This window comes from Streptomyces sp. adm13(2018) (assembly GCF_008042145.1).
Classification (GTDB): domain Bacteria; phylum Actinomycetota; class Actinomycetes; order Streptomycetales; family Streptomycetaceae; genus Streptomyces.
Map to the genome: position 1 here is coordinate 1,550,134 of NZ_RDBH01000129.1, position 25,880 is coordinate 1,576,013.

General features: G+C 71.4%; 20 protein-coding genes. 10 read left to right on the plus strand and 10 right to left on the minus strand.

Annotated features, from left to right (window positions below; genetic code table 11):
- Positions 1 to 102: 102 nt before the first annotated feature.
- Positions 103 to 1,080, minus strand: a complete 978-nt coding sequence (locus EAO70_RS23865; RefSeq protein ID WP_148004837.1) for an aldo/keto reductase — start codon at positions 1,078 to 1,080, stop codon at positions 103 to 105.
- 130 nt (positions 1,081 to 1,210) lie between these two features.
- Between EAO70_RS23865 and EAO70_RS23870 the strand changes: the two genes are divergently transcribed.
- Positions 1,211 to 2,260 carry an LLM class F420-dependent oxidoreductase gene (locus EAO70_RS23870; RefSeq protein WP_148005320.1) on the plus strand — a complete coding sequence of 350 codons (1,050 nt, stop codon included), beginning with the start codon at positions 1,211 to 1,213 and terminating at the stop codon, positions 2,258 to 2,260.
- A gap of 235 nt (positions 2,261 to 2,495) precedes the next feature.
- Positions 2,496 to 3,281 carry a ferritin-like domain-containing protein gene (locus EAO70_RS23875; RefSeq protein ID WP_148005321.1) on the plus strand — a complete coding sequence of 262 codons (786 nt, stop codon included), beginning with the start codon at positions 2,496 to 2,498 and terminating at the stop codon, positions 3,279 to 3,281.
- A gap of 55 nt (positions 3,282 to 3,336) precedes the next feature.
- Here the strand turns inward: EAO70_RS23875 and corA are convergent, their stop codons facing one another.
- Positions 3,337 to 4,329 (minus strand): magnesium/cobalt transporter CorA, encoded by a 993-nt coding sequence (corA, locus tag EAO70_RS23880; RefSeq protein WP_148005322.1) that lies wholly within the window; start codon positions 4,327 to 4,329, stop codon positions 3,337 to 3,339.
- Between the two features lie 93 nt (positions 4,330 to 4,422).
- Between corA and EAO70_RS23885 the strand changes: the two genes are divergently transcribed.
- From EAO70_RS23885 to mshC, 4 genes are all read left to right on the plus strand, one after another.
- Positions 4,423 to 5,112 carry a histidine phosphatase family protein gene (locus EAO70_RS23885; RefSeq protein WP_148004838.1) on the plus strand — a complete coding sequence of 230 codons (690 nt, stop codon included), beginning with the start codon at positions 4,423 to 4,425 and terminating at the stop codon, positions 5,110 to 5,112.
- A gap of 68 nt (positions 5,113 to 5,180) precedes the next feature.
- The gene (locus EAO70_RS23890) at positions 5,181 to 5,771 is read left to right on the plus strand and encodes a DUF3090 domain-containing protein (RefSeq protein ID WP_148004839.1); all 591 of its coding nucleotides are present in this window, start codon (positions 5,181 to 5,183) and stop codon (positions 5,769 to 5,771) included.
- Positions 5,768 to 6,574 carry an SCO1664 family protein gene (locus tag EAO70_RS23895; protein ID WP_148004840.1) on the plus strand — a complete coding sequence of 269 codons (807 nt, stop codon included), beginning with the start codon at positions 5,768 to 5,770 and terminating at the stop codon, positions 6,572 to 6,574. The genes EAO70_RS23890 and EAO70_RS23895 overlap by 4 nt, the downstream gene beginning before the upstream one ends.
- A 160-nt stretch (positions 6,575 to 6,734) precedes the next feature.
- Entirely contained in the window at positions 6,735 to 7,964 is a 1,230-nt protein-coding gene (gene mshC, locus EAO70_RS23900; RefSeq protein WP_148004841.1) for a cysteine--1-D-myo-inosityl 2-amino-2-deoxy-alpha-D-glucopyranoside ligase, read from the plus strand.
- A 196-nt stretch (positions 7,965 to 8,160) separates the two neighbouring features.
- On the opposite strand, the gene EAO70_RS23905 is transcribed toward mshC, so the two are convergent.
- The 6 genes from EAO70_RS23905 to EAO70_RS23930 all read right to left on the minus strand — a co-directional run bounded on the left by EAO70_RS23905 (position 8,161) and on the right by EAO70_RS23930 (position 15,621).
- Complete coding sequence (locus tag EAO70_RS23905) at positions 8,161 to 9,339, minus strand: PAC2 family protein (RefSeq protein ID WP_148004842.1); 1,179 nt, start codon at positions 9,337 to 9,339, stop codon at positions 8,161 to 8,163.
- A gap of 141 nt (positions 9,340 to 9,480) precedes the next feature.
- On the minus strand, positions 9,481 to 10,542 hold the full coding sequence (locus tag EAO70_RS23910) for an LLM class flavin-dependent oxidoreductase (RefSeq protein WP_148004843.1): 1,062 nt from the start codon (positions 10,540 to 10,542) through the stop codon (positions 9,481 to 9,483).
- 115 nt (positions 10,543 to 10,657) lie between these two features.
- The gene (locus tag EAO70_RS23915; RefSeq protein ID WP_148004844.1) at positions 10,658 to 12,262 is read right to left on the minus strand and encodes a glycerol-3-phosphate dehydrogenase/oxidase; all 1,605 of its coding nucleotides are present in this window, start codon (positions 12,260 to 12,262) and stop codon (positions 10,658 to 10,660) included.
- A gap of 6 nt (positions 12,263 to 12,268) precedes the next feature.
- The gene (gene glpK / locus EAO70_RS23920) at positions 12,269 to 13,795 is read right to left on the minus strand and encodes a glycerol kinase GlpK (RefSeq protein ID WP_148004845.1); all 1,527 of its coding nucleotides are present in this window, start codon (positions 13,793 to 13,795) and stop codon (positions 12,269 to 12,271) included.
- 35 nt (positions 13,796 to 13,830) lie between these two features.
- Entirely contained in the window at positions 13,831 to 14,589 is a 759-nt protein-coding gene (locus tag EAO70_RS23925) for an MIP/aquaporin family protein (RefSeq protein ID WP_148004846.1), read from the minus strand.
- Between the two features lie 267 nt (positions 14,590 to 14,856).
- On the minus strand, positions 14,857 to 15,621 hold the full coding sequence (locus EAO70_RS23930; RefSeq protein ID WP_148004847.1) for an IclR family transcriptional regulator: 765 nt from the start codon (positions 15,619 to 15,621) through the stop codon (positions 14,857 to 14,859).
- A 243-nt stretch (positions 15,622 to 15,864) separates the two neighbouring features.
- Between EAO70_RS23930 and metH the strand changes: the two genes are divergently transcribed.
- From metH to EAO70_RS23950, 4 genes are all read left to right on the plus strand, one after another.
- A complete protein-coding gene (gene metH, locus EAO70_RS23935; RefSeq protein WP_148004848.1) occupies positions 15,865 to 19,395 on the plus strand; it encodes a methionine synthase in 3,531 nt (1,176 codons plus the stop codon).
- Positions 19,396 to 19,531: 136 nt separating this feature from the next.
- Positions 19,532 to 20,230 carry an HAD family hydrolase gene (locus EAO70_RS23940; protein ID WP_148004849.1) on the plus strand — a complete coding sequence of 233 codons (699 nt, stop codon included), beginning with the start codon at positions 19,532 to 19,534 and terminating at the stop codon, positions 20,228 to 20,230.
- A gap of 522 nt (positions 20,231 to 20,752) precedes the next feature.
- Entirely contained in the window at positions 20,753 to 22,342 is a 1,590-nt protein-coding gene (locus EAO70_RS23945; RefSeq protein WP_148004850.1) for an ABC transporter substrate-binding protein, read from the plus strand.
- Between the two features lie 139 nt (positions 22,343 to 22,481).
- On the plus strand, positions 22,482 to 24,062 hold the full coding sequence (locus EAO70_RS23950; protein WP_148004851.1) for an ABC transporter substrate-binding protein: 1,581 nt from the start codon (positions 22,482 to 22,484) through the stop codon (positions 24,060 to 24,062).
- Between the two features lie 99 nt (positions 24,063 to 24,161).
- On the opposite strand, the gene EAO70_RS23955 is transcribed toward EAO70_RS23950, so the two are convergent.
- Together EAO70_RS23955 and EAO70_RS23960 are read right to left on the minus strand one after the other, a co-directional pair.
- On the minus strand, positions 24,162 to 24,839 hold the full coding sequence (locus EAO70_RS23955) for a response regulator (RefSeq protein ID WP_148004852.1): 678 nt from the start codon (positions 24,837 to 24,839) through the stop codon (positions 24,162 to 24,164).
- Positions 24,840 to 24,881: 42 nt separating this feature from the next.
- Positions 24,882 to 25,784 carry a RecB family exonuclease gene (locus tag EAO70_RS23960; RefSeq protein ID WP_261993001.1) on the minus strand — a complete coding sequence of 301 codons (903 nt, stop codon included), beginning with the start codon at positions 25,782 to 25,784 and terminating at the stop codon, positions 24,882 to 24,884.
- Between the last annotated feature and the right edge of the window lie 96 nt (positions 25,785 to 25,880).

Genomic DNA, 25,880 nt, shown 5'->3' on the forward strand with positions numbered 1-25,880 from the left:
GCCCCGCCGGCTCGGCAGCCCCCTCCCGTGCGTCCTCGCGCACGTCGTCGGTGGGTGCCCCGTCCTCGGGTGCCTCGGGCGCGGTCTCCCCGGAAGGCTCGGTCACAAGGTGCTCCAGTCGTGATCCGGATAGCGGTGCACGGGCGCCGACACATCGTCCAGCGCCCGACAGATCTCGTCAGGAAGACTAAGGGTCTCCACCGACAACGCGGCCGCGAGCTGGCGCGCCGTGCGCGCGCCGACGATCGGCGCGGTCACCCCGGGCCGGTCGCGGACCCAGGCCAGCGCCACGTGCAGCGGGGTCGTCGACAGGCCTTCCGCCGCAGTCGCGACCGCGTCCACGACCCTGCTCGCGGCGTCGTCCAGGTACGGCTCCACGAACGGCGCCATCCTCTCCGAGGCCCCGCGCGAGTCGGACGGCGTCCCGCTCCGGTACTTGCCCGTCAGGACCCCGCGTCCCAGCGGGGAGGAGGGCAGCAGACCTATCCCGAGATCCTGCGCGGCGGGCAGCACCTCCCGCTCCACGCCCCGCTGGAGCAGCGAGTACTCCAGCTGCGCCCCCGCGAGCCGGGTCCGGTCCCCGCCGAGCTGCCAGGTGCCCGCCTTGGCGAGCTGCCAGCCGCAGAAGTTGGCCACGCCCGCGTAGCGCGCCCGCCCGCTGCGTACCGCGATGTCGAGGGCCTGGAGGGACTCCTCAAGGGGGGTGTGCGGGTCGTAGGCGTGGAGCTGCCACAGGTCGACGTGGTCCGTGCCGAGCCGGGCGAGGGAGGCGTCGAGCGCGGCGAGCAGATGGCCGCGCGAGCCGTCCGTGCGCCGGTCGGGGTCGGGGACGCTGCCCGCCTTGGTGGACAGGACCAGGTCCTGCCGGGACACCAGCCGCTCCATCAGGCGCCCGAGCAGATACTCCGCCTCGCCGCCGCCGTACACGTCGGCGGTGTCCACGAGCGTGCCGCCCGCGTCCCAGAACGACTTCAACTGCTCGGCGGCGTCGTGCTCGTCGGTGTCCCGGCCCCAGGTGAGGGTGCCGAGTCCGATGCGCGACACACGCAGGCCGGTACGTCCGAGATGCCTCTGCTCCATGGCCGCGAGATTACTGGCCGGGGCACCACGCGGAGAGAGCCTGTGGACAACCACGTCCTGACGGCCGCCCAGGCCGCGCGCTAGAGTCCCGCCCACAAGGACGTTACCGATGGGTAAGGGGTGCGTGGACATGCGGCTCGGCATCAACCTCGGCTACTGGGGTGCGGGCATGGACGGCGACAACCTCGCCGTCGCTCAGGAGGCGGACCGCCTCGGCTACGACGTCTGCTGGGCCGCCGAGGCCTACGGCTCCGACGCCCCCACCGTGCTCGCCTGGGTCGCGGCGAAGACGAAGCGGATCGACGTCGGCTCCGCGATCATGCAGATCCCGGCCCGGCAGCCCGCCATGACGGCCATGACCGCCGCCACCCTCGACTCGCTCACCGGCGGCCGCTTCCGCCTCGGCCTCGGCGTCTCGGGACCGCAGGTCTCCGAGGGCTGGTACGGCGTGAAGTTCGACAAGCCGCTCGCCCGCACCCGCGAGTACGTCGAGATCGTCCGCAAGGCGATGACCCGCGAGCGCCTCAGCTACGACGGCGAGCACTGGACCCTGCCGCTGCCCGGCGGCCCGGGCAAGCCCATCAAGCTCACGGTGCACCCGGAGCGCGAGCACATCCCGCTCTACATCGCGGCGATCGGCCCCAAGAACCTGGAACAGACCGGCGAGATCGCCGACGGCGCCCTGCTGATCTTCCCCTCCGCCGCGCACCTGGAGGAGACCGCGCTCCGGCACATCCGCGCCGGACGCGAGAAGGCCGGCCTGACGATGGACGGCTTCGACGTCTGTCCCACCGTGCCGCTCGCCCTGGGCGACGACGTCGACGCCCTCGCCGACGTGTTCCGCCCGTACACCGCGCTGTACGTGGGCGGCATGGGCAGCCGCAAGCAGAACTTCTACAACCAGCTCGCGCAGCGCATGGGGTACGAGAAGGAGGCCGCCGAGATCCAGGACAAGTACCTGTCCGGCGACAAGGCGGGCGCGGCGGCGGCCGTGCCGCAGAGCCTGATCGACCAGACCTCGCTGCTCGGCCCCGTCGAGCGGATCGCCGAGCGGATGACGGCCTACGCGGAGGCCGGGGTCACCACCCTCACCCTCGCCCCGGCCGGTTTCACGCTCGACGAGCGCCTCGCCGCCCTGCGGGCGGGTGTGGAGGCGGCGGAGCGGGCGGGCCTGGCGTAGCGGTTCCCCGTCGCCGGGGACCGTAGGTTCCGCGGCCGTGGTGGGGGCTCGGGGGTCTTCCCCGCCACGGCCGTCACGCTGCACAACGGCTCCGCGGGGCCCGCGGTTACGCCCTCGGGGCTCACTCTTTCGGCCGAGTCGCCCGGCCCTCCTGTTGCCCCGCGCGGCGGAGCGCATTTGACTCGGTGTCCCGGGGGCCGGACGGAGTGCGGACTTGCGCACGGAGGTGGCGGCGATGCTCACGGCCAAGGGCCTGTTCCAGGAAATCATCGACAACGACGAGTCCTTCCGGCTCTTCTGCTCGATCGCGGCGAGCGGCGAGACCCAGGGCGGCTGGGAGAACGGCCGGATCGCGGCGCTCGTCGCCCCCGGGATGCGGGACCTCGCCCCCAAGATCATCCGGCACGGCGCGGACGAGGACAAGCACGGCCGGATCTTCAACGCACTGATGAAGAAGCGCGGCCTCGAACCCGTCCCGGTGCCGCCCGACACCGACTACACGATGCTGCTCGAACAGCGCGGCATCGGCCTCGCGCACGACAAGCTCCGCCGCGACGAGCCGCTCAGCGAGGAGGACGTCATCGTCTACCTCGCCCACAGCCGGGTCACCGAGCAGCGGGCCGCCGACCAGATGGACATGCTCGTCACGTACTTCGGGAGCCATCCCGAACTCGGCAAGGCCATCCACATGATCGACAACGACGAGGCGAACCACCTCGCCTACTGCCACGAGGAACTGCTGCGCCTCGCGCGCGCGGGGCACGGCCGGCTCATCCAGCGGACCCTGCGCGAGTCGGCCCTGGTCGAGATCGGGGTCTACCGCGACGTCAGCCTCGCCGTGATGGGGCACATGGGCCGGATCCTGGGCTGGCCCCGGCCCAAGGCCGCCGTCCTCGCCGCGGGCATCCGCGGGATGCACGCCTGGGAGCGGGCGGCGGGCTGGCACCGGATGGTCGGCCTGAAGACGCCCGAGCGACTCGACGCCCTGGGCGGGCCCGCGAGCCCCGCGCCCGCCTTCTGACCGCGCCCGCCTTCCGAACGTGTCCGGGGCCCGCCGCGAGGCGGGCCCCGGCCGCTCACAACCAGCCGCGCCGCTTGAACAGCCGGTACAGCGCCGCCTCGATGCCCACCATCACGACGATCACCACCGGGTACGACGCCGTCCAGTGCAGCTCCGGCATGTGATCGAAGTTCATGCCGTAGATCCCCGCGACCATCGTGGGCACCGCGGCCATGGCCGCCCACGCCGAGATCTTCCGCATGTCGTCGTTCTGCCGCACCCCCATCTGCGCGAGATGGGCCGACAGCACGTCGGACAGGAGCCGGTCGAGCCCCTCCACCTGCTCGTTGGAGCGCATCAGATGGTCGTTGACGTCCCGGAAGAAGGGCTGCGACTGCTCGTTGACGAACGGCACCGAACCGCCCGTGAGCCGGGCCATCGGCCCGGAGAGCGGCCCCGCGGCCCGGCGGAACTCCAGGACCTGCCGCTTCGCCGTGTAGATCCGCTCCGCCGTGTTCGAGGGATTGCCGCCGGTGGGGGCGAACACGTCCGCCTCCAGCTCCTCCAGGTCCACCTGGAGCTCGCCCGCCACGTCGAGGTAGTGGTCCACGACCGCGTCGCTCACCGCGTACAGCACCGCCGTCGGACCGTGCTTCAGGACCTCCTGGTCGGCCTCCAGCCGCTTGCGCACCTGCGCCAGCGGGGCGCCCTCGCCGTGCCGGACGGTCACCACGAAGGAGTCGCCCATGAACACCATCAGCTCGCCCGAGGAGACCCGGTCGCTCTCCGGCTCGTAGACGACCGGCTTGAGCACCACGAACAGCGAGTCGTCGTAGACCTCCAGCTTGGGCCGCTGATGGGCCTTGAGGGCGTCCTCGACGGCCAGCGGATGGAGGGCGAACTCCGAGGCCACGTGCTCGAACTCCGCCTCCGTCGGCTCGTGGAGACCCACCCACAGGAAGGCGTCCCCCGTGGCCCGCGCCTCGTCGAGCGCGTCGGAGAGGTCGGCGGGGCCGTCCGTACGGCGTCCGTCCCGATAGATGGCTGAATCCACGATCACGCGCCGTATTCTCCCTCGAACGAGCTCACGACGCACCCATGCCCCTCCCGCTCCCTCCCACACCCCGCCGGTCCTGTCCCGGCACCGCTTAGGCTGGCCGCCATGGCCACGCTGATCCTCGTCCGGCACGGACGCTCCACCGCTAACACCTCCGGGGTCCTCGCCGGGCGCACCCCCGGGATCTCCCTCGACGAGCGGGGCACCGCGCAGGCCGCCGCGCTCCCCGGGCGGCTCGCGGACGTGCCGCTCGCCGCCGTCGTCTCCAGCCCCCTCCAGCGCTGCCGGGAGACCGTACGGCCCCTCCTGGACGCCCGCCCGGACCTCCCGCTGCACGTCGAGGACCGGATCAACGAGTGCGACTACGGCGACTGGTCGGGCCGGAAGCTGGCCGAGCTCAACGACGAACCCCTGATGGAGGTCGTCCAGGCGCACGCCTCCGCCGCGGCCTTCCCCGGCGGCGAGTCCATGCGCGCGATGCAGGCCCGCGCCGTCGACGCGGTCCACGACTGGAACGCGCGGATCGAGGCCGAGCACGGCGAGGACGCCGCCTACGTCATGTGCTCGCACGGGGACATCGTCAAGTCGGTGGTGGCGGACGCCCTCGGCCTCCACCTCGACCTCTTCCAGCGCCTGCACGTCGACCCCTGCTCGGTCACCGTCATCCGCTACACGCGCCTGCGCCCCTTCCTCGTCCGCCTCGGCGACACCGGCGACTTCGCGGGCTTCGCCCCGCGCGAGCACCCGGACACCAGGGGGACCGCCGAGGTCGGTGGTGGTGCGGGCGCACCGTGATCGCTTCGCGCAGTAGGGTGGACGCGCCGCCGTAGTACGACTGTCGAGACGCAAGGGAGCCGGGAAACGTGTCCCGTCAGGTGTTCCTCTACGACCCACCGGAGCGTTTCGTGGCCGGTACGGTCGGGCTGCCTGGCCGCCGTACGTTCTTCCTCCAGGCGTCCGCCGCCGGCCGGGTCACCAGCGTGGCCCTGGAGAAGACCCAGGTCGCCGCGCTCGCTGAGCGGATGGATGAACTCCTCGACGAGGTCGTCCGCCGCACCGGGGGCAACGCCCCGGTCCCCGCCGTCGCGCCCGCCGAGGTGGCCGACACCGCCCCCCTCGACGTACCCGTCGACGAGGAGTTCCGGGTCGGCACCATGGCGCTCGCCTGGGACGGCGAGGAGCAGCGCATGATCGTCGAGGCGCAGGCGCTCGTCGAGCTCGACGCGGACTCCGAGGAGGACCTCGCCGAGGCCGAGGAGCGGCTGCTCCAGGACGAGGAGAACGGCCCGCCGATGCTCCGGGTCCGGCTCAGCGGCGCCCAGGCCCGTGCCTTCGCCAAGCGGGCCCTGGACGTGGTCAACGCCGGCCGCCCGCCCTGCCCGCTGTGCAGCCTGCCCCTCGACCCCGAGGGCCACGTCTGCCCGCGCCAGAACGGATACCGCCGCGGAGCATGAGCAGCAGCCCCCCGAGCCCGCCGGACACCGAGCTGCTCGCCCGCGGTGAGCTGACCGTACGCGGCAGGGTCCGCGAGGCCTCCAACGCCGTCCTGTACTGCTCCGTCGTCCACGAGGGCAGGGAGGCGGCCTGCGTGTACAAGCCGGTCGCGGGCGAGGCGCCGCTGTGGGACTTCCCCGACGGCACCCTGGCCCAGCGCGAGGTCGCCGCGTACGAGATCTCCGAGGCGACCGGCTGGGGCCTGGTCCCGCCGACCGTGCTCCGCGACGGGCCGTACGGGGAGGGCATGGTCCAGCTGTGGATCGAGGCCGACCCCGGCGCGCGCCTGCTCGCCCTGACCGAGGGCGACGAGGCCGAAGAAGGCTGGAAGGCCGTCGGGCTCGCCCAGGTGGACGAGGACCGCACCGCGCTGCTCGTCCACGCGGACACCCCCGAACTGCGGCGGCTGGCCGTTCTGGACGCCGTCATCAACAACGCCGACCGGAAGGGCGGGCACCTGCTGCCGGCCCCCGGGGGCCACCTGTACGGCATCGACCACGGGGTCACCTTCCACGTCGACGACAAGCTGCGCACCCTGCTGTGGGGCTGGGCGGGCGAGAAGCTGCCCGAGGAGGCGACCGGGGTCCTCGACGTCCTCGACCGCTCGCTGGCCCCCGGGGAGCCTCTCGCCACCCGTCTGGCGGAACTGCTCACCGAGGCCGAGGTGACGGCCGTACGCGGGCGCGTGGCGGCGCTGCGGAGCTCGGGACGGCATCCGGAGCCCTCGGGGCAGTGGCCGTCGATCCCGTGGCCGCCGGTCTGACCGGACCGAAACGTTTCGGCCATCCCGGGGATGCACCCTTCCCGGGGGTATGCACCCCTGGGGGGTATACACGCACGCCTCCGACCCGCAAGAGCGCCTAATAGGTCAAGATCCCGGATCCGGTTCGTATCCGGAACACCTGTCCGGTTACGCTCGGGTCATGCATGCCTGGCCCGCTTCTGAGGTCCCCGCCCTTCCCGGCAAGGGCCGCGACCTCCGGATCCACGACACCGCGACCGGCGGACGAGTCACCCTCGCCCCCGGCCCCGTCGCCCGTATCTACGTCTGCGGCATCACGCCGTACGACGCGACCCACATGGGTCACGCGGCGACCTACAACGCGTTCGACCTCGTTCAGCGCGTGTGGCTCGACACCAAGCGGCAGGTGCACTACGTCCAGAACGTCACGGACGTGGACGACCCGCTCCTGGAGCGCGCGATCCGCGACGGCGTCGACTGGATCGGCCTCGCCGAGCGGGAGACCGCCCTGTTCCGCGAGGACATGACCGCCCTGCGGATGCTGCCCCCGCAGCACTACATCGGCGCCGTCGAGGCCATACCCGGCATCGTCCCGCTGGTCGAGCGCCTCCGGGACTCCGGGGCCGCCTACGAGCTCGAAGGGGACGTCTACTTCTCCGTCGACGCCGACCCGCACTTCGGGCAGGTCTCGCACTACACCACCGAGCTGATGCGCCATCTCTCCGCCGAGCGCGGCGGGGACCCGGACCGCCCGGGCAAGAAGAACCCGCTCGACCCGATGCTCTGGATGGCCGCCCGCGAGGGCGAGCCGAGCTGGGACGGCGCCAGCCTCGGCGCCGGCCGCCCCGGCTGGCACATCGAGTGCGTCGCCATCGCGCTCGACCACCTCGGCATGGGCTTCGACGTGCAGGGCGGCGGCTCCGACCTGATCTTCCCCCACCACGAGATGGGCGCCTCCCACGCCCAGGCCCTCACCGGCGAGTTCCCCATGGCGAAGGCGTACGTCCACGCCGGCATGGTCGGCCTCGACGGCGAGAAGATGTCGAAGTCCCGGGGCAACCTGGTCTTCGTCTCCAAGCTCCGCCGCGACGGCGTCGACCCGGCCGCCATCCGGCTCGCGCTGCTCTCGCACCGCTACCGCGACGACTGGGAGTGGACCGACCAGGTCCTCCAGGACGCCGTGGAGCGGCTCGACCGCTGGCGGGCCGCCGTGTCGCGCCCCGACGGCCCGTCCGCCGACGCGCTCGTCGAGGAGCTCCGCGACGCCCTGTCCGACGACCTCGACACCCCCACCGCGCTCGCCGCGGTCGACCGCTGGGCCGCGCTCCAGACGGACGGGGGCGGCACGGACGACTCCGCGCCCGGACTCGTCTCCCGCGCCGTCGACGCGCTGCTGGGTGTGGCGCTGTAGCGGGCGCGACCGCACGACTCCCTTTCGGGCAGCCGCCGCCCCCGGACTTCTCGCCGAAGTCCGGGGGCGGTTGCGTGTGCCCTGACGAGGGGTCCGGTCCGCGGCGGACGGTCCATCAGGGCGCCTGGTACGACGACGGGAGGGGCGCCCCGCAGGGCACCCCTCCCGTTCCGTTCCGTCGCTTCCGGCAGGGACTCTAGGCGCCGGTGCCGCCCTCGGGGCGACCGTCCGCCTCGGAGTCGCTGTCGGTCTCCTGGCCCGCGTCCGCGTCCGCTTCCGCGTCCGTGCTCGCGCTCCCGCCCGGGTCTGCGCCCGGCTCGGGGCTCGTCTCCGGAGCGTCCTCGGCGGCGCTCTCCGATGCCGCCGGAGCGTCCGGCCTCTCCGTAGCCTCGGCTTCGGCGGCCTCCGCGCCCGGGATCGCCTCGGGGCCCGGCTGCTCGGGCTTCGGAGGGCGCGTGCGGCCGGCGCCGGTGTCCCGCAGGAACGGCGTGTCGCCGCCCTCCATCGCCACCCCGGGGCCACCCGGCCCCGTGCCCGGCTCACGACGCCGCAGGTACCGCTCGAACTCGCGGGCGATCGCCTCGCCCGAGGCCTCCGGCAACTCCGCGGTGTCCCGGGCCTCCTCGAGCGTCTGCACGTACTCGGCGACCTCGCTGTCCTCCGCGGCCAGCTGGTCCACCCCGACCTGCCAGGCCCGCGCGTCCTCGGGCAGCTCGCCCAGCGGGATGCGCAGCCCGATCAGGTCCTCCAGACGGTTGAGGAGGGCCAGGGTCGCCTTCGGGTTCGGCGGCTGCGACACGTAGTGCGGCACCGCCGCCCACAGGCTGACCGCCGGCACGCCCGCGTGGGTGCACGCCTCCTGGAGGATGCCCACGATGCCCGTCGGACCCTCGTACCGGGTCTCCTCCAGGTCCATCGTGCGCGCCAGGTCCGGGTCGGAGGTCACACCGCTGACCGGGACCGGCCGGGTGTGCGGGGTGTCCCCGAGCAGCGCGCCCAGGATCACGACCATCTCCACACCCAGCTCGTGGGCGAAGGCGAGGATCTCGTTGCAGAAGGAGCGCCAGCGCATCGACGGCTCGATCCCGCGCACGAGCACCAGGTCCCGGGGTTTCTCGCCGCCGACCCGGACCACGGAGAGCCGGGTCGTCGGCCAGGTGATCTTCCGGACGCCGTTGTCCAGGAAGACGGTGGGCCGGTTGACCTGGAAGTCGTAGTAGTCCTCGGCGTCGAGCGCCGCGAACACCTCGCCCTTCCATTCCCGGTCGAGATGGGCGACCGCGGTGGAGGCGGCGTCGCCGGCGTCGTTCCAGCCTTCGAACGCGGCCACCATGACCGGGTCGATCAGCTCGGGTACCCCCTCGAGCTCGATCACCCAGCGCCTCCTTTTCGAAGTTCCTGTCGTACGGACCAACCTTACGGCTTTCTCCAGGTCCGTCCGCAGCCCCGGGACATCCCCGAAAACCCGTGCGGCCTTGATCGACTACCCAGGAACCCGCCTCCGCACACGGCGGTCTCACTCCTCCCAGAGCGTGCTCGGCGCCTCCCTCCGGACCACCGGGGCGATCTCCTCGGCGAACCGCTGGAGCGTCTCGATCTGCTCGGCCGTCGACTGCCCGAAGGTGTCGACGGTGACGGACTGCAGGTCGTGCCCGTAGTGGGCGTGGTAGCCGAGGATCTTGTCGATGATCTGCTGCGGCGAGCCGATCAGCTGGGGGCCGTCCGCGACGGCGTCCTCGATCGTGCGGAACGGGGTGTTGTAGCCGGCCTTCCCCTCCAGGTGCGGCCGGAAGCTCTGCCGCACCTTCGCCTCGTAGAGGTCCTTGTGACGGGTGATCGCCTCCTGGGTGGTGTCGGCGATGAGCAGGCCGCCGGAGCCGGCCGCCACGCGCGCGTGCGCCGGGTCGTGCCCGTACTCCTCGAACTTCTCCCGGTAGTGGGCGATGAGCCGGGCGTAGGCCTCACGGGGCTGGATGGCGTTGGCGGTGAAGAGCGGGTCGCCGTGCTTCGCGGCGAGTTCGGGGGAGTTGAGGCTGGTGGCCGAGCCGTGCCAGATCCGGGGCGGTCCGGCGTACGGGCGGGGCACGGTGGTGACGTTCTTCAGGGGCGGCCGGAACTCGCCCTCCCAGTCGACGCCCTCCTCCGTCCAGAGCCGGCGGAGCAGCTCGTACTTCTCCTTCTGGAGGTCCCACTGGCGCTCCTCGTCCAGACCGAAGAGGTCGAAGTGGCCGGCCTCCGCGCCCTTGCCGACGACGAGTTCGAGGCGGCCGCGGGAGAGCTGGTCCAGGGTGGCGTAGTCCTCGGCGACCCGGACCGGGTCGAGGATCGCGACGACGGTGACGCCGGTGAGCAGCCGGATCCGGGTGGTGCGGGCGGCGAGCGCGGCGAGCAGCACGGTCGGGGCGGAGGAGAGGAACGGGCCGGCGTGCCGCTCGCCGACGGCGTATGCGTCGAAGCCGAGCCGTTCGGCGGTCTCGCCGAGCGTGACGACCTGCTCCAACCGATCGGCGGCGGAAAGGAGTTCGCCGGTGAGCGGGTGCGGGGAGTGGTGGACGATCGAGAGCACCTGGAATTTCATGCGATCCACTCTGCGCGCCGAGTGTTGCGGCGGTGTGGACGGCGTGTGGCACGCCGCGGGGGCGGTCCCTCCGAGGAGGAACCGCCCCTGGGCGTACCGGAGTCGGGTCCCGGTGCTACTTGCCGAGCATCTTGTCGACGTCGGCGCGGATCTCGTCCGTGGCGAGGCCGCGGATGGTCAGCGTCGTGCGGCGGCGCAGTACGTCGTCCGCGGTCTCGGCCCACTCGTGGTCGCGGGCGTAGGCGACCTGCGCCCAGATCTCCGGGGCGTCCGGGTGTATGCGGCGGGCCAGCTCCGGGTTCTCGTTCGCCATGCGGGCGATGTCGAAGGAGAGCGAGCCGTAGTGCGTCGCCAGGTGCTTGGCGGTGTCGGCGGCCATCCGCGGGCCGGGCGCCGGGCCGTCGACGAGCAGCCGGTGGGCGACCGCGTTCGGGTTGGCGATGCCGGGCAGCGGCAGCCGCTTGGGGAGCGTGGACACGGACTCGTAGTCCTCGCCGAGCGGGTGGCCGGGGAGCTGCTCCAGCTTCTTCATCACCGTACGGCCGATGTGGCGGAAGGTGGTCCACTTGCCGCCGGCCACCGACAGCATGCCGCCGCGGCCCTCGGTGACGACCGTCTCGCGCTTGGCCTTCGAGGTGTCGCCGGGGCCGCCCGGGAGCACCCGCAGGCCGGCGAAGGCGTAGGTGATGAGGTCCCGCGACAGCTGCTGGTCGCGGATGGAGAAGGCGGCCTCGTCCAGGATCTGGGCGGTGTCCTTCTCGGTGACCTCGACCTGGCCGGGGTCGCCCTCGTACTCCTCGTCGGTGGTGCCGAGGAGCAGCATGTCCTCCCAGGGGAGGGCGAAGGTGATGCGGTACTTGTCGATCGGGGTCGCCAGCGCGGCCTTCCACGGCGAGGTCCGCTTGAGGACCAGGTGCGCGCCCTTGGAGAGGCGGATGGAGGGCGCCGCGTTGGGGTCCTCCATGCGGCGCAGGTGGTCGACCCAGGGGCCGGTCGCGTTGAGCACGAGACGGGCGGTGACGCCGAACTCGTCGCCGCTGGTGCGGTCCTTGAGCTCGGCGCCGGTGACCCGGCCGCGGGTGAAGCGGAGCCCGGTGACCTCGGCGTGGTTGAGGACGGTGGCGCCGGCGTCGACCGCCGCGCGGACCGTCATCAGCGCCATCCGGGCGTCGTTCATCTGGTCGTCGCCGTAGACGGCCACGGCCTTGAGGTTGTCGGTGCGCAGCTCGGGTACGTCCTGCGCGGCCTTGGCGGGGGAGAGCAGGTGCCCGACTCCGTCGCCGAAGGCCGAGAGGGCGCTGTAGGCGAAGACGCCGGCGCCGAGCTTGGCCGCGCCGTGCGGTCCGCCCTTGTAGACGGGCAGGTAGAAGGTGAGGGGGTTGGCGAGGTGCGGTGCCACCTGGCGGGAGACCGCACGTCGCTCGAAGTGGTTCTCCGCGACCAGCTTGACCGCGCCGGTCTGCAGATAGCGCAGACCGCCGTGGAGCAGCTTGGAGGAGGCGGAGGAGGTGGCGCCGGCGAAGTCGCCGGCGTCCACCAGGGCCACCCGCAGGCCCGACTGCGCGGCGTGCCAGGCGGTGGAGATGCCCAGGATGCCGCCGCCGATCACCAGGAGGTCGTACGTCGCCTTGGAAAGCCGGTCCCGGGTCTCGGCGCGGCTCGGGAGGGAGCCGGACGCCGGGTGCGTCCCAAGGGCAGGGACGCTCTGCAGGGTGGTCATGTCGATCTACTCCTCGTCCTCGATCCAGCCCATGGTCCGCTCCACGGCCTTGAGCCAGCTCTTGTACTCGCTGTCGCGCCTGTCGGCGTCCATGCGAGGGGTCCATTCCGCCGCGCGGCGCCAGTTGGCGCGCAGGGCGTCGGTGTCCGGCCAGAAGCCGACGGCCAGGCCGGCGGCATAGGCGGCACCGAGGCAGGTGGTCTCGGCGACCATGGGGCGCACGACGGGCGCGTCCAGGAAGTCCGAGAGGGTCTGCATCAGCAGGTTGTTGGAGGTCATGCCGCCGTCGACCTTGAGCGCGGTCAGCTCGACGCCGGAGTCCTTCGTCATGGCGTCGGTGATCTCGCGGGTCTGCCAGGCGGTGGCCTCCAGGACGGCGCGGGCGATGTGCGCCTTGGTGACGTACCGGGTGAGGCCGGCGATCACACCGCGGGCGTCGGAGCGCCAGTACGGGGCGAACAGGCCGGAGAAGGCCGGCACGAAGTAGGCGCCGCCGTTGTCCTCGACCGAGGACGCGAGGGTCTCGATCTCGGCGGCGGACTTGATGAGGCCCATCTGGTCGCGCATCCACTGCACCAGCGAACCGGTGACGGCGATCGAGCCCTCCAGGGCGTAGACCGGCTTCTCGTCGCCGATCTGGTAGCCGACCGTGGTCAGCAGGCCGCTGTAGGAGTTGATGATCTTGTCACCGGTGTTCATCAGCATGAAGGTGCCGGTGCCGTACGTGGACTTGGCCTCGCCCTCGGCGAAGCAGGTCTGGCCGAAGAGGGCGGCCTGCTGGTCGCCGAGGGCCGAGGCGACCGGGACGCCGGCGAGGGCGCCGTCCTTGACGTGTCCGTAGACCTCGGCGGAGGAGCGGATCTCGGGGAGGACGTTGAGGGGGACCCCCATGGACTCCGCGATCTTCTCGTCCCAGGCCAGGGTGTGCAGGTTCATCAGCATGGTGCGCGAGGCGTTGGTGACGTCGGTGACGTGGACGCCGCCGTCGGTGCCGCCCGTGAGGTTCCAGATGACCCACGAGTCCATGGTGCCGAAGAGGATGTCGCCGGCCTCGGCGCGCTCGCGCAGGCCCTCGACGTTGTCGAGCATCCAGCGGATCTTGGGGCCGGCGAAGTAGCTCGCGAGCGGCAGGCCGGTCTCGCGGCGGAAGCGGTCCTGGCCGACGTTCCGGCCGAGCTCCTTGCAGAGGCCGTCGGTGCGGGTGTCCTGCCAGACGAGGGCGTTGTGGACGGGCTCGCCGGTGTTCTTGTCCCAGAGCAGGGTGGTCTCGCGCTGGTTGGTGATGCCGATGGCCTTGACGTCGGCGGCGGCGATGCCGCCCTTCGTCAGGGCGCCGGCGACGACCTCCTGGACGTTGGTCCAGATCTCGGCGGCGTCGTGCTCGACCCAGCCCGGCTTCGGGAAGATCTGCTCGTGCTCCTTCTGGTCGACCGAGACGATCCGGCCGTCCTTGTCGAAGACGATGCAGCGGGAGGAGGTGGTGCCCTGGTCGATGGCCGCGATGAAGGGGCCGGAGGTGTGGGCGTCGGTCACGGTGTGCTCCTGGGGAAGTCTGGAGGAAGGACGGCTCAGGCGAACGCGATGTTGTAGATACCCGCGGCGATGGCTCCACCGATCAGCGGACCGGCCACCGGGATCCAGGCATAGCTCCAGTCGGAGCCGCCCTTGTGCTTCAGCGGGAGCAGGGCGTGCACGATGCGCGGACCGAGGTCGCGGGCCGGGTTGATCGCGTAGCCGGTCGGGCCGCCGAGCGAGAGGCCGATGGAGACCACGACGAACGCGGTGATCAGGGCGCCTATGACGCCGAGGCCCTTGCCGCTGTCGTTGAGGCCCTGGGTGAGCACGGCCAGGACGAGCACGACGGTGCCGATGATCTCGGTGGCCAGGTTCTGCCAGGTGTTCCGGATCTCGGGGCCGGTGGAGAAGATGCCGAGCACCGGGCCGGGACCCTCGATCGGCTTCTCGCCCGAGGCCTCGGGGTCGGCGAGGTGGGCCTGGAACTGTCCGTAGTAGGCCACCCAGACCAGCGCCGCGCCGATCATGGCGCCGAGCATCTGGCCGGCGATGTAGACGGGGACGTCGCCCCAGGCGCCGTCCTTGATCGCGATGCCGACCGTGACGGCGGGGTTCAGATGGGCGCCCGAGAGGGAAGCCGTCATGTAGACGGCCGTCATGACGGCGAAGCCCCACCCGAAGGTGATCGCGAGCCAGCCCGCGTTGCGGGCCTTGGAGCCCTTGAGCGTGACGGCGGCGCACACACCGCCGCCGAGCAGAATCAGAACGGCGGTACCGATGGTCTCGCCGAGGAAGATGTCGGAGCTGGACACCCGCGACTCCTTTGTCCTTCGTCCAGGGGAACGGCGGACTCCGGGTCCCTCCGGAGCTCCGCACCCTCGTGTGAGGGCTGTTTCCGGCCCTTGGCACTGCGACACTCTAACGCGTATTGCCGTCAAGTGTTCGACAATGCCGACCGATGAACGGAAGTTTTGCTCCGGGGTCAACAGCGCGTCAAGGCCCCGGGACACGAAAAACCCGCCGATGACGGGATCGTTACCGGCGGGTTCACTCAGGGTCGGGGGCGCGGTGGCGCAGGGTCAGAACCGCCTGGCCCCCAGGTCCCGGGAGACCGCGCGGGCGCAGTCCCGGACCGCCGCGACCAGCTCGGGCCGCAGCTCCCCGGCCGGGCACAGCCGCTCCACCGCGCCCGTCACCGCCACCGCGCCCACCGGCATCCGCCGCCGGTCGTGGATCGGCGCCGCCACCGAGGCGATCCCGTCCCACGTCTCCTCCACGTCCGCCGCCCAGCCGCGCGCCCGCGTCATGTCGAGCAGCGACTCGAAGTCGCCGAGCGCCGTGGTCGTCCGGGGCGTGAACGCCTCCCGCTCGACCTCCAGGACCTCGCTGTGCGCCACCGGGTCGTAGGCGGAGAGGACCTTGCCCAGCGCCGTGGAGTGCAGCGGCTGCATGGCCCCCACCTCCAGGACCTGCCGGCTGTCGTCCGGTCGGAAGACGTGGTGCACGATCAGCACGCCCCGCTGGTGCAGCACCCCCAGGTGCACGCTCTCGCCGCTGGACCGGGCCAGGTCGTCCGTCCAGACCAGCGCCCGCGCGCGCAGCTCGTGCACGTCCAGGTAGCTGTTGCCGAGCCGGAGCAGCTCCGCGCCGAGCTGGTAGCGCCCCGAGGCGGCGTCCTGCTCCACGAAGCCCTCCGCCTGGAGCGTGCGCAGGATCCCGTGGGCGGTCCCCTTGGCGAGTCCCAGTGAGGACGCGATGTCGGACAGGCCCAGCCGGCGCTCGCCGCCCGCGAGCAGTCGCAGCATGGCCGCCGCCCGTTCAAGCGACTGGATGTTCTTCGCCATCGCCCGGCCCTTCTCCCTCTCACGCTGTTCGACAATGCTGAACACTATCGGTCGATGCCGACCTTGGGTGACACATGACAGTGTCGGCCAAGAACGGTCGGAACCGGGAGTCCCCGCACACAGGATGCCGTCCGCCCCGCGAGACGCCGTGTCCACCCCGACCGGCACGCGGTTACGCTGGCCCCGTGCACCCTCCACCGAAGGTGCAAAGCCGACAGCCGTCGCATCCCAGGGAGCTCATCCATGGCCTCGTTGCCGACCCCTTCCGCAGACAGCCGGAACCGCGCCGCAGCCCTCCGCGAGGCACTCGCCAGCCGAGTCGTCGTCGCCGACGGCGCCATGGGCACCATGCTCCAGGCACAGGACCCCAGCCTCGAGGACTTCGAGAACCTCGAAGGCTGCAACGAGATCCTGAACCTCACCAGGCCCGACATCGTCCGCTCGGTCCACCAGGAGTACTTCGCCGTCGGCGTCGACTGCGTCGAGACCAACACCTTCGGCGCCAACCACGCCGCCCTGGCCGAGTACGACATCCCCGAGCGCGTCCACGAGCTCTCCGAGGCCGGCGCCCGCATCGCCCGCGAGGTCGCCGACGAGTTCACCGCCTCCACCGGGCGCCAGCGCTGGGTCCTCGGCTCCATCGGCCCCGGAACCAAGCTCCCCACCCTCGGCCACGCCCCCTACACCCTGCTGCGCGACGCCTACCAGCAGAACGCCGAGGGCCTCCTCGCCGGCGGCTCCGACGCCCTGCTCGTCGAGACCACCCAGGACCTCCTCCAGACCAAGGCGTCCGTCATCGGCGCCCGCCGCGCCCTCGAAGCCCTCGGCGCCGACGTGCCGCTCATCGTCTCCGTCACCGTCGAGACCACCGGCACCATGCTCCTCGGCTCCGAGATCGGGGCCGCGCTGACGGCCCTGGAGCCGCTCGGCATCGACATGATCGGTCTGAACTGCGCCACCGGCCCCGCCGAGATGAGCGAGCACCTCCGCTACCTCGCCCGCCACTCGCGTATCCCGCTCTCCGTCATGCCCAACGCCGGCCTGCCCGTCCTCACCTCGGACGGCGCCCACTACCCGCTCAGCCCCGCCGAGCTCGCCGACGCCCAGGAGACCTTCGTCCGCGAGTACGGCCTCTCCCTGATCGGCGGCTGCTGCGGCACGACCCCCGAGCACCTCCGCCAGGTCGTCGAGCGCGTCCGCGACCTCACCCCCGGCACGCGCGACCCGCGCCCCGAGCCGGGCGCCGCCTCGCTCTACCAGACCGTGCCGTTCCGCCAGGACACCGCGTACATGGCGATCGGCGAGCGCACCAACGCCAACGGCTCCAAGAAGTTCCGCGAGGCCATGCTGGAGGCCCGCTGGGACGACTGCGTCGAGATGGCCCGCGACCAGATCCGCGAGGGCGCGCACATGCTCGACCTCTGCGTCGACTACGTGGGCCGCGACGGCGTCGCCGACATGGAGGAGCTCGCCGGCCGCTTCGCCACCGCCTCCACCCTGCCGATCGTCCTCGACTCCACCGAGGTGGAGGTGATCCGGGCCGGTCTGGAGAAGCTCGGCGGCCGCGCCGTGATCAACTCCGTCAACTACGAGGACGGCGACGGCCCCGACTCCCGCTTCGCCAAGGTCACCCGGCTGGCCCAGGAGCACGGCGCCGCGCTCATCGCCCTCACCATCGACGAGGAGGGCCAGGCCCGTAGCGTCGAGCACAAGGTCGCCATCGCCGAGCGGCTCATCGACGACCTCACGGGCAACTGGGGCATCCACGAGTCGGACATCCTCATCGACACCCTGACCTTCACCATCTGTACCGGTCAGGAGGAGTCCCGCAAGGACGGGATCGCCACCATCGAGGCGATCCGCGAGCTGAAGCGCCGCCACCCGGACGTGCAGACCACCCTGGGCCTGTCCAACATCTCCTTCGGCCTGAACCCGGCCGCGCGCATCCTGCTCAACTCGGTCTTCCTCGACGAGTGCGTCAAGGCCGGCCTGGACTCGGCGATCGTGCACGCCTCCAAGATCCTGCCGATCGCCCGGTTCGACGCCGAGCAGGTCGAGACCGCCCTCGACCTGATCTACGACCGCCGCCGCCCCCAGCAGGGCGACGAACCCGCCTACGACCCGCTCCAGAAGCTGATGGCCCTCTTCGAGGGCGTCAACACCAAGTCGCTCAAGGCCGGCAAGACCGAGGAGCTCCTCGCCCTGCCGCTGGACGAGCGCCTGAAGCGGCGGATCATCGACGGCGAGAAGAACGGCCTGGAGGCGGACCTCGACGAGGCACTGACCGTCCGGCCGGCCCTGGAGATCGTCAACGAGATCCTGCTCGACGGCATGAAGACCGTCGGCGAGCTGTTCGGTTCCGGTCAGATGCAGCTGCCGTTCGTGCTCCAGTCCGCCGAGGTCATGAAGACCGCGGTGGCCCATCTGGAGCCGCACATGGAGAAGTCGGACGCGGACGGCAAGGGCACGATCGTCCTGGCCACCGTCCGCGGCGACGTGCACGACATCGGCAAGAACCTCGTCGACATCATCCTGTCCAACAACGGCTACAACGTCGTCAACATCGGCATCAAGCAGCCGGTCTCCGCGATCCTGGAGGCCGCCGAGGAGCACTCCGCCGACGTCATCGGCATGTCCGGCCTCCTGGTGAAGTCCACCGTGATCATGAAGGAGAACCTGGAGGAGCTCAACCAGCGCGAGCTGGCCGCCAAGTACCCCGTGATCCTCGGCGGCGCCGCCCTCACCCGCGCCTACGTCGAGCAGGACCTCCACGAGATCTACCAGGGCGAGGTCCGCTACGCCCGCGACGCCTTCGAGGGCCTGCGCCTCATGGACGCCCTCGTCGCCGTCAAGCGCGGCGTCCCCGGCGCCAAGCTCCCCGAGCTCAAGCAGCGCCGCGTCGCCAAGCGGGACACTCCCGTCGTCCAGGTGGAGGAGCCGGAGGAGCCCGGCGGCCGCTCCGACGTCGCCGTCGACAACCCCGTCCCCACCCCGCCGTTCTGGGGCACCCGCGTCGTCAAGGGCATCCCGCTCAAGGACTACGCCTCCTGGCTCGACGAGGGCGCGCTCTTCAAGGGGCAGTGGGGCCTCAAGCAGGCCCGCGCCGGCGGCGCCACGTACGAGGAGCTCGTCGAGAGCGAGGGCCGCCCGCGGCTGCGCGGCCTGCTCGACCGGCTGCACACCGAGAACCTGCTGGAGGCGGCCGTGGTCTACGGCTACTTCCCCTGCGTCTCCAAGGGCGACGACCTGATCATCCTGGACGACGACGGCAACGAGCGGACCCGCTTCACCTTCCCCCGCCAGCGCCGCGGCCGCCGCCTCTGCCTCGCGGACTTCTTCCGCCCCGAGGAGTCCGGCGAGACCGACGTGGTCGGCCTCCAGGTCGTCACCGTCGGCTCGAAGATCGGCGAGGCCACCGCCAAGCTGTTCGCGTCCGACTCCTACCGCGAGTACCTGGAGCTGCACGGGCTCTCCGTCCAGCTGGCCGAGGCCATGGCCGAGTACTGGCACGCCCGCGTCCGCGCCGAGCTCGGCTTCGGCGGCGAGGACCCCGCCGCGGTCGAGGACATGTTCGACCTCAAGTACCGCGGCGCGCGCTTCTCCCTCGGCTACGGCGCCTGCCCCGACCTGGAGGACCGCGCGAAGATCGCGGAGCTGCTGCGTCCGGAGCGGATCGGCGTCCACCTCTCCGAGGAGTTCCAGCTCCACCCCGAGCAGTCCACCGACGCCATCGTGATCCACCACCCGGAGGCGAAGTACTTCAACGCTCGGTGACCGGGCCGGACCCCGTCCGCAAATCCGCGCTCTTTCGGTGATCCGGACGTACACTTGTCGGTCCAGTGCAGGCCGGTCCTCCTCCCCGTACGGGGTCGAGGGCCGGCCTTCTCGTCCCTCCATGGAGGTGTGCCGGATGACCAGTACGGTCCCCGCGTCCCTGATCCGTACGAACGGAAGCTCCGCCCTCCAGGCGGTCTTCCTCGACATGGACGGGACCCTCGTCGACACGGAGGGCTTCTGGTGGGACGCGGAGGTCGAGGCCTTCGCCGACCTCGGACACCGGCTGGACGAGGCATGGCGGGACGTCGTCGTCGGCGGCCCCATGACGCGCAGCGCGGGCTACCTCATCGAGTCCACCGGCGCCGACATCACCCTCGCCGAGCTGACCGTCCTGCTGAACGAGAAGTTCGAGCAGCGCATCGCGCGCGGCGTGCCCCTCATGCCCGGCGCCGACCGGCTGCTCGCCGAGCTGGCCCGGCACTCCATCCCGACCGCGCTGGTCTCCGCCTCGCACCGGCGGATCATCGACCGGGTCCTCCACTCCCTGGGCCCCGAGCGCTTCGCCCTCACCGTCGCCGGCGACGAGGTCGTCCGCACCAAGCCGCACCCGGATCCCTATCTGGCGGCCGCGAGAGGCGTCGGGGCCGATCCCGCGCTGTGCGCCGTCGTCGAGGACACCGCGACGGGTGTGGCGGCCGCCGAGGCGGCCGGCTGCCGGGTCGTCGCCGTCCCCTCGGTCGCCCCCATCGCGCCCTCCCCGGGCCGGGTCGTGGTGCGCTCCCTCGAAGAGGTCGACGTGCCCTTCCTCCGCACATTGATCACCGGAATCTGAGCTCTCTCTGAGCTTTCCCGGGCGGAATGGCATTTCGCCCGGGGAGACACCTCCGGGGTGCACCCCCGGGACACCCGTGGTGCACCCGGGGAACGCCCCGGCAAAACGATCAGGCCATTCGCCGAAAAGGCCCCCGCGTGACCTTGCTCACGCAGAGTGCCGGACGGCGGGTGGCCTTGCTGCGTCCCGGGTCCGATTGGGGAGGGTTTCGGCGCCCCCATGTGTCCTGGTTCGATCGGTGCCGTCCGCATCATCCGACGCATGACTATCGAAGCGACCGCATTCATGATCACTGTGCGATTACCCCCACGGCTGCCCGTGGTCAGGCAATAGGGACCCCGCCCACTAATCTTTCGCGAGTACTTCGCCGCATATCCCGCGTGCCCCGGCGCACACCCAAGTCGCCGTGAACACAGGACCGATCGCAACACCCGGCCCGATCGCTCCCGCCCCGACCGGGCGGCCGGCGGCGGAGTTCCACTGACCGCTGTATCCCAGTGCCGGATGAGGAGATCGTCCCTGATGAACCGCAAGACCCTGGTGCTGCCGGCCGTGGCCGGACTGCTCGCCCCCCTGCTCGCCGCCTGCGGCGGTGCCGAGAAGGGCGGAGCGATCGTCGTCGGCACCACGGACCAGTTCATCGCCACCGCGGACGCCCCCGCGCCGCTGGACCCCGCCTTCGCCTACGACACCGGCGCGTGGAACATCCTGCGGCAGACCGTCCAGACCCTGATGCACGTGCCCCGCGACAGCGGCGAGCCCGTCCCCGAGGCGGCCCAGACCTGCGGTTTCTCCGACAAGGCCAGCGAGAGCTACCGCTGCAAGCTCCGCGCCGGACTCACCTTCGCCGACGGCACCCCGATCACCGCCGAGGACGTCAAGTTCTCCATCGGGCGCGTCCTGAAGATCAAGTCGGACAACGGCACCGCCGCCCTCCTCTCGAACATCGACACCATCGAGACCAAGGGCGCCGACGAGGTCGTCTTCCACCTGAAGACCCCGGACGCCACCTTCCCGTACAAGCTCTCCACCCCGGTCGCCGGCATCCTCAGCAAGGACAAGTACGAGGCCGGCAAGCTCCGCGACGGCTTCGACGTCGACGGCTCGGGCCCGTACACCATGAAGGCCGAGCTGGACGGCGACAGGGCCACCCGCTTCGTCTTCACCAAGAACCCCGCCTACAAGGGCGACATCACCCTCCGCAACGACCAGGTCGAACTGCGCGCCTACGCCGACGCCGGCACCATGGGCCGGGCCCTGGAGAGCGACGACATCGACATGATGGCCCGCTCCCTGTCCCGCAAGCAGGTCAAGGACCTCACCGAGACGCCCAAGGACGGCATCGAGGTCGTCGAGGTCCCCGGCCTGGAGATCCGCTACCTCGGCTTCAACACCAAGGCCCCCGCCGTCCAGGAGAAGGCCGTCCGCCAGGCCATGGCCGCCGTCGTCGACCGCGGCGCCCTCGTCAACCGGGTCTACGGCACCACCGCCGAGCCGCTCTACTCGCTGATCCCCTCCAGCATCACCGGCCACGCCACCCCCTTCTTCGACACCTACGGCGAGCCCGACCAGGACCGCGCCGCCAAGCTCCTCAAGGACGCCGGCGTCAAGACCCCGGTCAAGCTGACCCTGAACTACACCACCGACCACTACGGCGCCGAGACCGCCGAGGAGTTCGACGCCCTCAAGAAGCAGCTCGTCGGCAGCGAGCTCTTCGACGTCACCCTCGAGGGCGCCGAGTGGTCGACCTTCCGCACCGCCCAGAAGCGCGGCGACTACGCCGTCTACGGACTCGGCTGGTTCCCGGACTATCCGGACCCGGACAACTACATCGCGCCGTTCCTCGACAGCGACAACTTCCTCAACACGCCGTACGTCAACAAGGTCGTCCGCGACCAGCTCATCCCGAGCTCGCGCCGCCAGGCCGACCGCACCGCCGCGGGCCCCGTCTTCAACAAGATCCAGAAGATCGTCGCCGAGGACGTCCCCGTGCTGCCCCTCTGGCAGGGCAAGCAGTACGTCGCCGCCCGCGACGACCTCAACGGAGTCGAGTACGCGCTCAACACGTCCTCCGACCTCCTGCTCTGGGAACTGGGCCGCGGCACCGCCTGACGGCCCCCTCGGACCAGCCCCTTCGCGGTACCCCCCCGGGGCCTGCCCGCCGGACAGGCCCCACCCGTCGACTGGATCGGTTACACCGGCCGCGCACCCGCGCGCGACCGGCCTGACAAGAGATCACGAGGCACGTTCTGTGAAGACGCACAACAAGTGGCTGACGGCCCCCCTCGCCGCCGGTCTGTCCGCCGCGCTCCTCAGCGGCTGCGGCACCGAGCAGGGCGGCCCGGGCGCCTCCGGCGGCGGCGTACGCGTCGGCATGTCCGACGAGATCCACACCACCGACCCGGCCGCCGGCTACGACCCCGGCTCCTGGCTGCTGTTCAACAACGTCTTCCAGTCCCTCATGGCCTTCCCCAAGGGCGGCTCCGAGCCCGAGCCCGAAGCCGCCGACAAGTGCGGCTTCGACACCGGCAGCACCGTCTACCGCTGCACCCTCCGCGACGGCCTCACCTTCTCCAACGGCAACAAGCTCACCTCGGAGGACGTCAAGTTCTCCTTCGAGCGCGCCCTCCGGATCGCCGACCCCTCGGGCCCCGCCCCGCTGCTCTCCACCCTCAAGAGCATCGAGACCCCCGACGAGAAGACCGTCGTCTTCCGCCTCAAGGTCCCCGACGCCACCTTCCCCAGCAAGATCGCCTCCGGCGCCGGCTCCATCGTCGACCACCGCGAGTACCCCGCCGACGCCCTGCGCACCGACGGCAAGGCCACCGGCTCCGGCCCCTACAAGCTGGACTCCTTCAGCACCACCGAGGCCACCTTCTCCGCCAACCCCGGCTACCGGGGCACCGCCGAGCGCAAGAGCGACGCCCTCACCCTCAAGCTCTACGGCGGCGACCGCTCCGCCCTCGCCAAGGCCCTCACCGACGGGGACATAGACGTCGCCTACCGAGGCCTCTCCGCCGAGGACATCTCCGCCCTGGAGACCTCCGAGACCACGGACGACAAGGGCATCGAGATCGTCCAGGGCAGCAGCGCCGAGGTCCAGCACCTCGTCTTCAACATGAAGGACCCGGTCGCCGGCAAGCTCGGCGTCCGCAAGGCCATCGCCCACCTCGTCAACCGCGAGGCCCTCGTCGAGGACATCTACAAGTCGACGGCCACCCCGCTGTACTCGATCGTCCCCGCCGGCATCGCCGGCCACAACACCGCCTTCTACGACACCTACGGCGCCCCCGACCCGGCCAAGGCCAAGAAGGCCCTGCGCGCCGCCGGCATCACCGAGAAGGTCAAGCTCACCCTCTGGTCCACGCCCAGCCGCTACGGCCCCTCCACCGACGAGGAGCTCAAGGCGATCGCCGGCCAGCTCAACGCCAGCGGCCTCTTCGACGCCGACGTCAAGTCCGTCGCCTTCGAGCAGTACGAGAAGGACATCGCCGCCGGCAAGTACGGCGTCTACGTCAAGGGCTGGGTCCCCGACTACCCCGACGCCGACAACTTCACCACCCCCTTCTTCGGCGAGGGCAACGTCCTCGGCAACCACTACGAGAACGCCACCATCACCGGCAGCCTCCTCCCCAAGACCGCCGCCGCCGCGGACCGCTCCGCCACCGCCGACGAGTACGGCAGGCTCCAGGACCTCGTCGCCGAGCAGCTGCCCCTCCTGCCCCTCTGGCAGGGCAAGCAGTACGCCGTCGCCCGCCAGGACGTCACCGGCCTCGAATGGACCCTCGACGCCTCGACGGTCTTCCGCTTCTGGGAGATCCGCAAGGGCTGACCCGCCCGCAGACGACGAGAGGGGCCCGGCGCGCACCCCGCGCACCGGGCCCCTCCCCGTTCACCGCCGGGACGACCACCCGGTCGCCCCCGGCCGGACCTACTGCCCGTTGGCCCCTGGCCGCACCAGACCGCTCTCGTACGCGTACACCGCGGCCTGCACCCGGTCCCGCAGCCCCAGCTTCGTCAGCACATGCCCCACGTGCGTCTTCACCGTCGTCTCGCTGACGAACAGATCCGCCGCGATCTCCGCGTTCGACAGGCCCCGCGCCACCAGCTTCAGCACCTCGACCTCACGGTCCGTCAGCGTGGTCAGCGTGTCCGGCATCTGCTCCTCGCCCGTCGGCAGGTGCGCCGAGTACTTGTCGAGCAGCCGGCGGGTGATCGACGGCGCCAGCATCGCCTCACCGGCCGCCACCACCCGGATCGCCTGCACCAGCTCGTTCGCCGGGGCGTCCTTCAGCAGGAAGCCGCTCGCCCCCGCCCGCAGCGCCTCCACCACGTACTCGTCGAGGTCGAAGGTCGTCAGCACCAGCACCTTCGCCGGACCGTCCCGGCCCGGACCCGTGATCTGCCGGGTCGCCTCCACCCCGTCCATCCGCGGCATCCGGATGTCCATCAGCACCACGTCCGGCTGCAGCGCCCGCACCTGGTCCTGCGCCTGGAGACCGTCCCCGGCCTCACCCACCACCGCGATGTCCTGCTCCGCCTCCAGAATCATCCGGAAGCCGGTGCGCAGCAGCGGCTGATCGTCGACCAACAGGACGCGGATCGTCACAGGGGCTCCTTCACGGTGCCGAACTCACGAGGGGGACCGGCGCTAGGGCGCCGGCGGGGCCAGGTCCATTCTGCCCTGCCCCGACTCGCCCGAGTCCGGCGGGCGCACCGAAACGATCTTCAACGGATAGACCGGGGGAGTCCCCCCGAACTCCGGACAGACCGCCTGGTGGTCGCACCAGCCGCACAGCTTCGTCGGCCGCGGACGCCAGTCCCCGGTCTCCGTCGCCAGCCGGATCGCGTCCCACAGCGCGAGCAGCCGCCGCTCCACCCGCAGCAGGTCCGCCTCCACCGGGTCGTACGTCAGCACCTCCCCGCTGCCCAGGTACACCAGCTGCAACCGCCGCGGGATCACCCGCCGCAGCCGCCACACCACCAGCGCGTAGAACGTCATCTGGAACAGCGCGCCGTCCCGGTACTCCGGCCGCGGCGCCTTCCCCGTCTTGTAGTCCACGATCCGCACGTCGCCCGACGGCGCCACGTCGATCCGGTCGATCACCCCGCGCAGCCGCAGCCCCGAATCCAGCTCCGTCTCCACGAACAGCTCCCGCTCGGCCGGCTCCAGCCGCGTCGGGTCCTCCAGCGTGAACCAGCGCTCGACGAGCCGCTCCGCCTCGCCCAGCCAGCCCGCCAGCCGCTCGCCCTCCGGATCCTCCGCGAACAGGTCGCCCAGCTCCGGCTTCGACTCCAGCAGCCGGTCCCACTGACCCGGCACCATCGCCCGGGCCCGCGGCGCCGTCCGATCCGCCGCCGGGTCGTCGAAGAGCCGCTCGAGCACCGCGTGCACCAGCGTGCCCCGGGTCGCCGCCGGACTCGGCTTCTCCGGCAGCCGGTCGATCACCCGGAACCGGTACAGCAGCGGACACTGCATGAAATCGCTCGCCCGCGACGGCGACAACGACATGGGCGCCCGCGCCTCCGCCGGCGCCTGCTCGCTCGTACTCATGACGTAGACCCTACGACCCGCCACCGACAGCGAGCGGAATACCATCGACCTGGGACCCGGTCGCACTGCATGATCGAACCGTGACGCACCGACGCC

Bases quoted from the DNA above. Each gene is read 5' to 3' on its own strand.
- EAO70_RS23885 (WP_148004838.1), top strand. From the start codon at position 4,423: ATGGCCACGCTGATCCTCGTCCGGCACGGACGCTCCACCGCTAACACC.
- EAO70_RS23910 (WP_148004843.1), bottom strand. From the start codon at position 10,542: ATGAAATTCCAGGTGCTCTCGATCGTCCACCACTCCCCGCACCCGCTC.
- EAO70_RS23915 (WP_148004844.1), bottom strand. From the start codon at position 12,262: ATGACCACCCTGCAGAGCGTCCCTGCCCTTGGGACGCACCCGGCGTCC.
- EAO70_RS23930 (WP_148004847.1), bottom strand. From the start codon at position 15,621: ATGGCGAAGAACATCCAGTCGCTTGAACGGGCGGCGGCCATGCTGCGA.
- EAO70_RS23870 (WP_148005320.1), top strand. From the start codon at position 1,211: ATGCGGCTCGGCATCAACCTCGGCTACTGGGGTGCGGGCATGGACGGC.
- mshC (WP_148004841.1), top strand. From the start codon at position 6,735: ATGCATGCCTGGCCCGCTTCTGAGGTCCCCGCCCTTCCCGGCAAGGGC.
- EAO70_RS23865 (WP_148004837.1), bottom strand. From the start codon at position 1,080: ATGGAGCAGAGGCATCTCGGACGTACCGGCCTGCGTGTGTCGCGCATC.
- metH (WP_148004848.1), top strand. From the start codon at position 15,865: ATGGCCTCGTTGCCGACCCCTTCCGCAGACAGCCGGAACCGCGCCGCA.
- EAO70_RS23960 (WP_261993001.1), bottom strand. From the start codon at position 25,784: ATGAGTACGAGCGAGCAGGCGCCGGCGGAGGCGCGGGCGCCCATGTCG.
- EAO70_RS23940 (WP_148004849.1), top strand. From the start codon at position 19,532: ATGACCAGTACGGTCCCCGCGTCCCTGATCCGTACGAACGGAAGCTCC.
- EAO70_RS23875 (WP_148005321.1), top strand. From the start codon at position 2,496: ATGCTCACGGCCAAGGGCCTGTTCCAGGAAATCATCGACAACGACGAG.
- EAO70_RS23895 (WP_148004840.1), top strand. From the start codon at position 5,768: ATGAGCAGCAGCCCCCCGAGCCCGCCGGACACCGAGCTGCTCGCCCGC.
- EAO70_RS23945 (WP_148004850.1), top strand. From the start codon at position 20,753: ATGAACCGCAAGACCCTGGTGCTGCCGGCCGTGGCCGGACTGCTCGCC.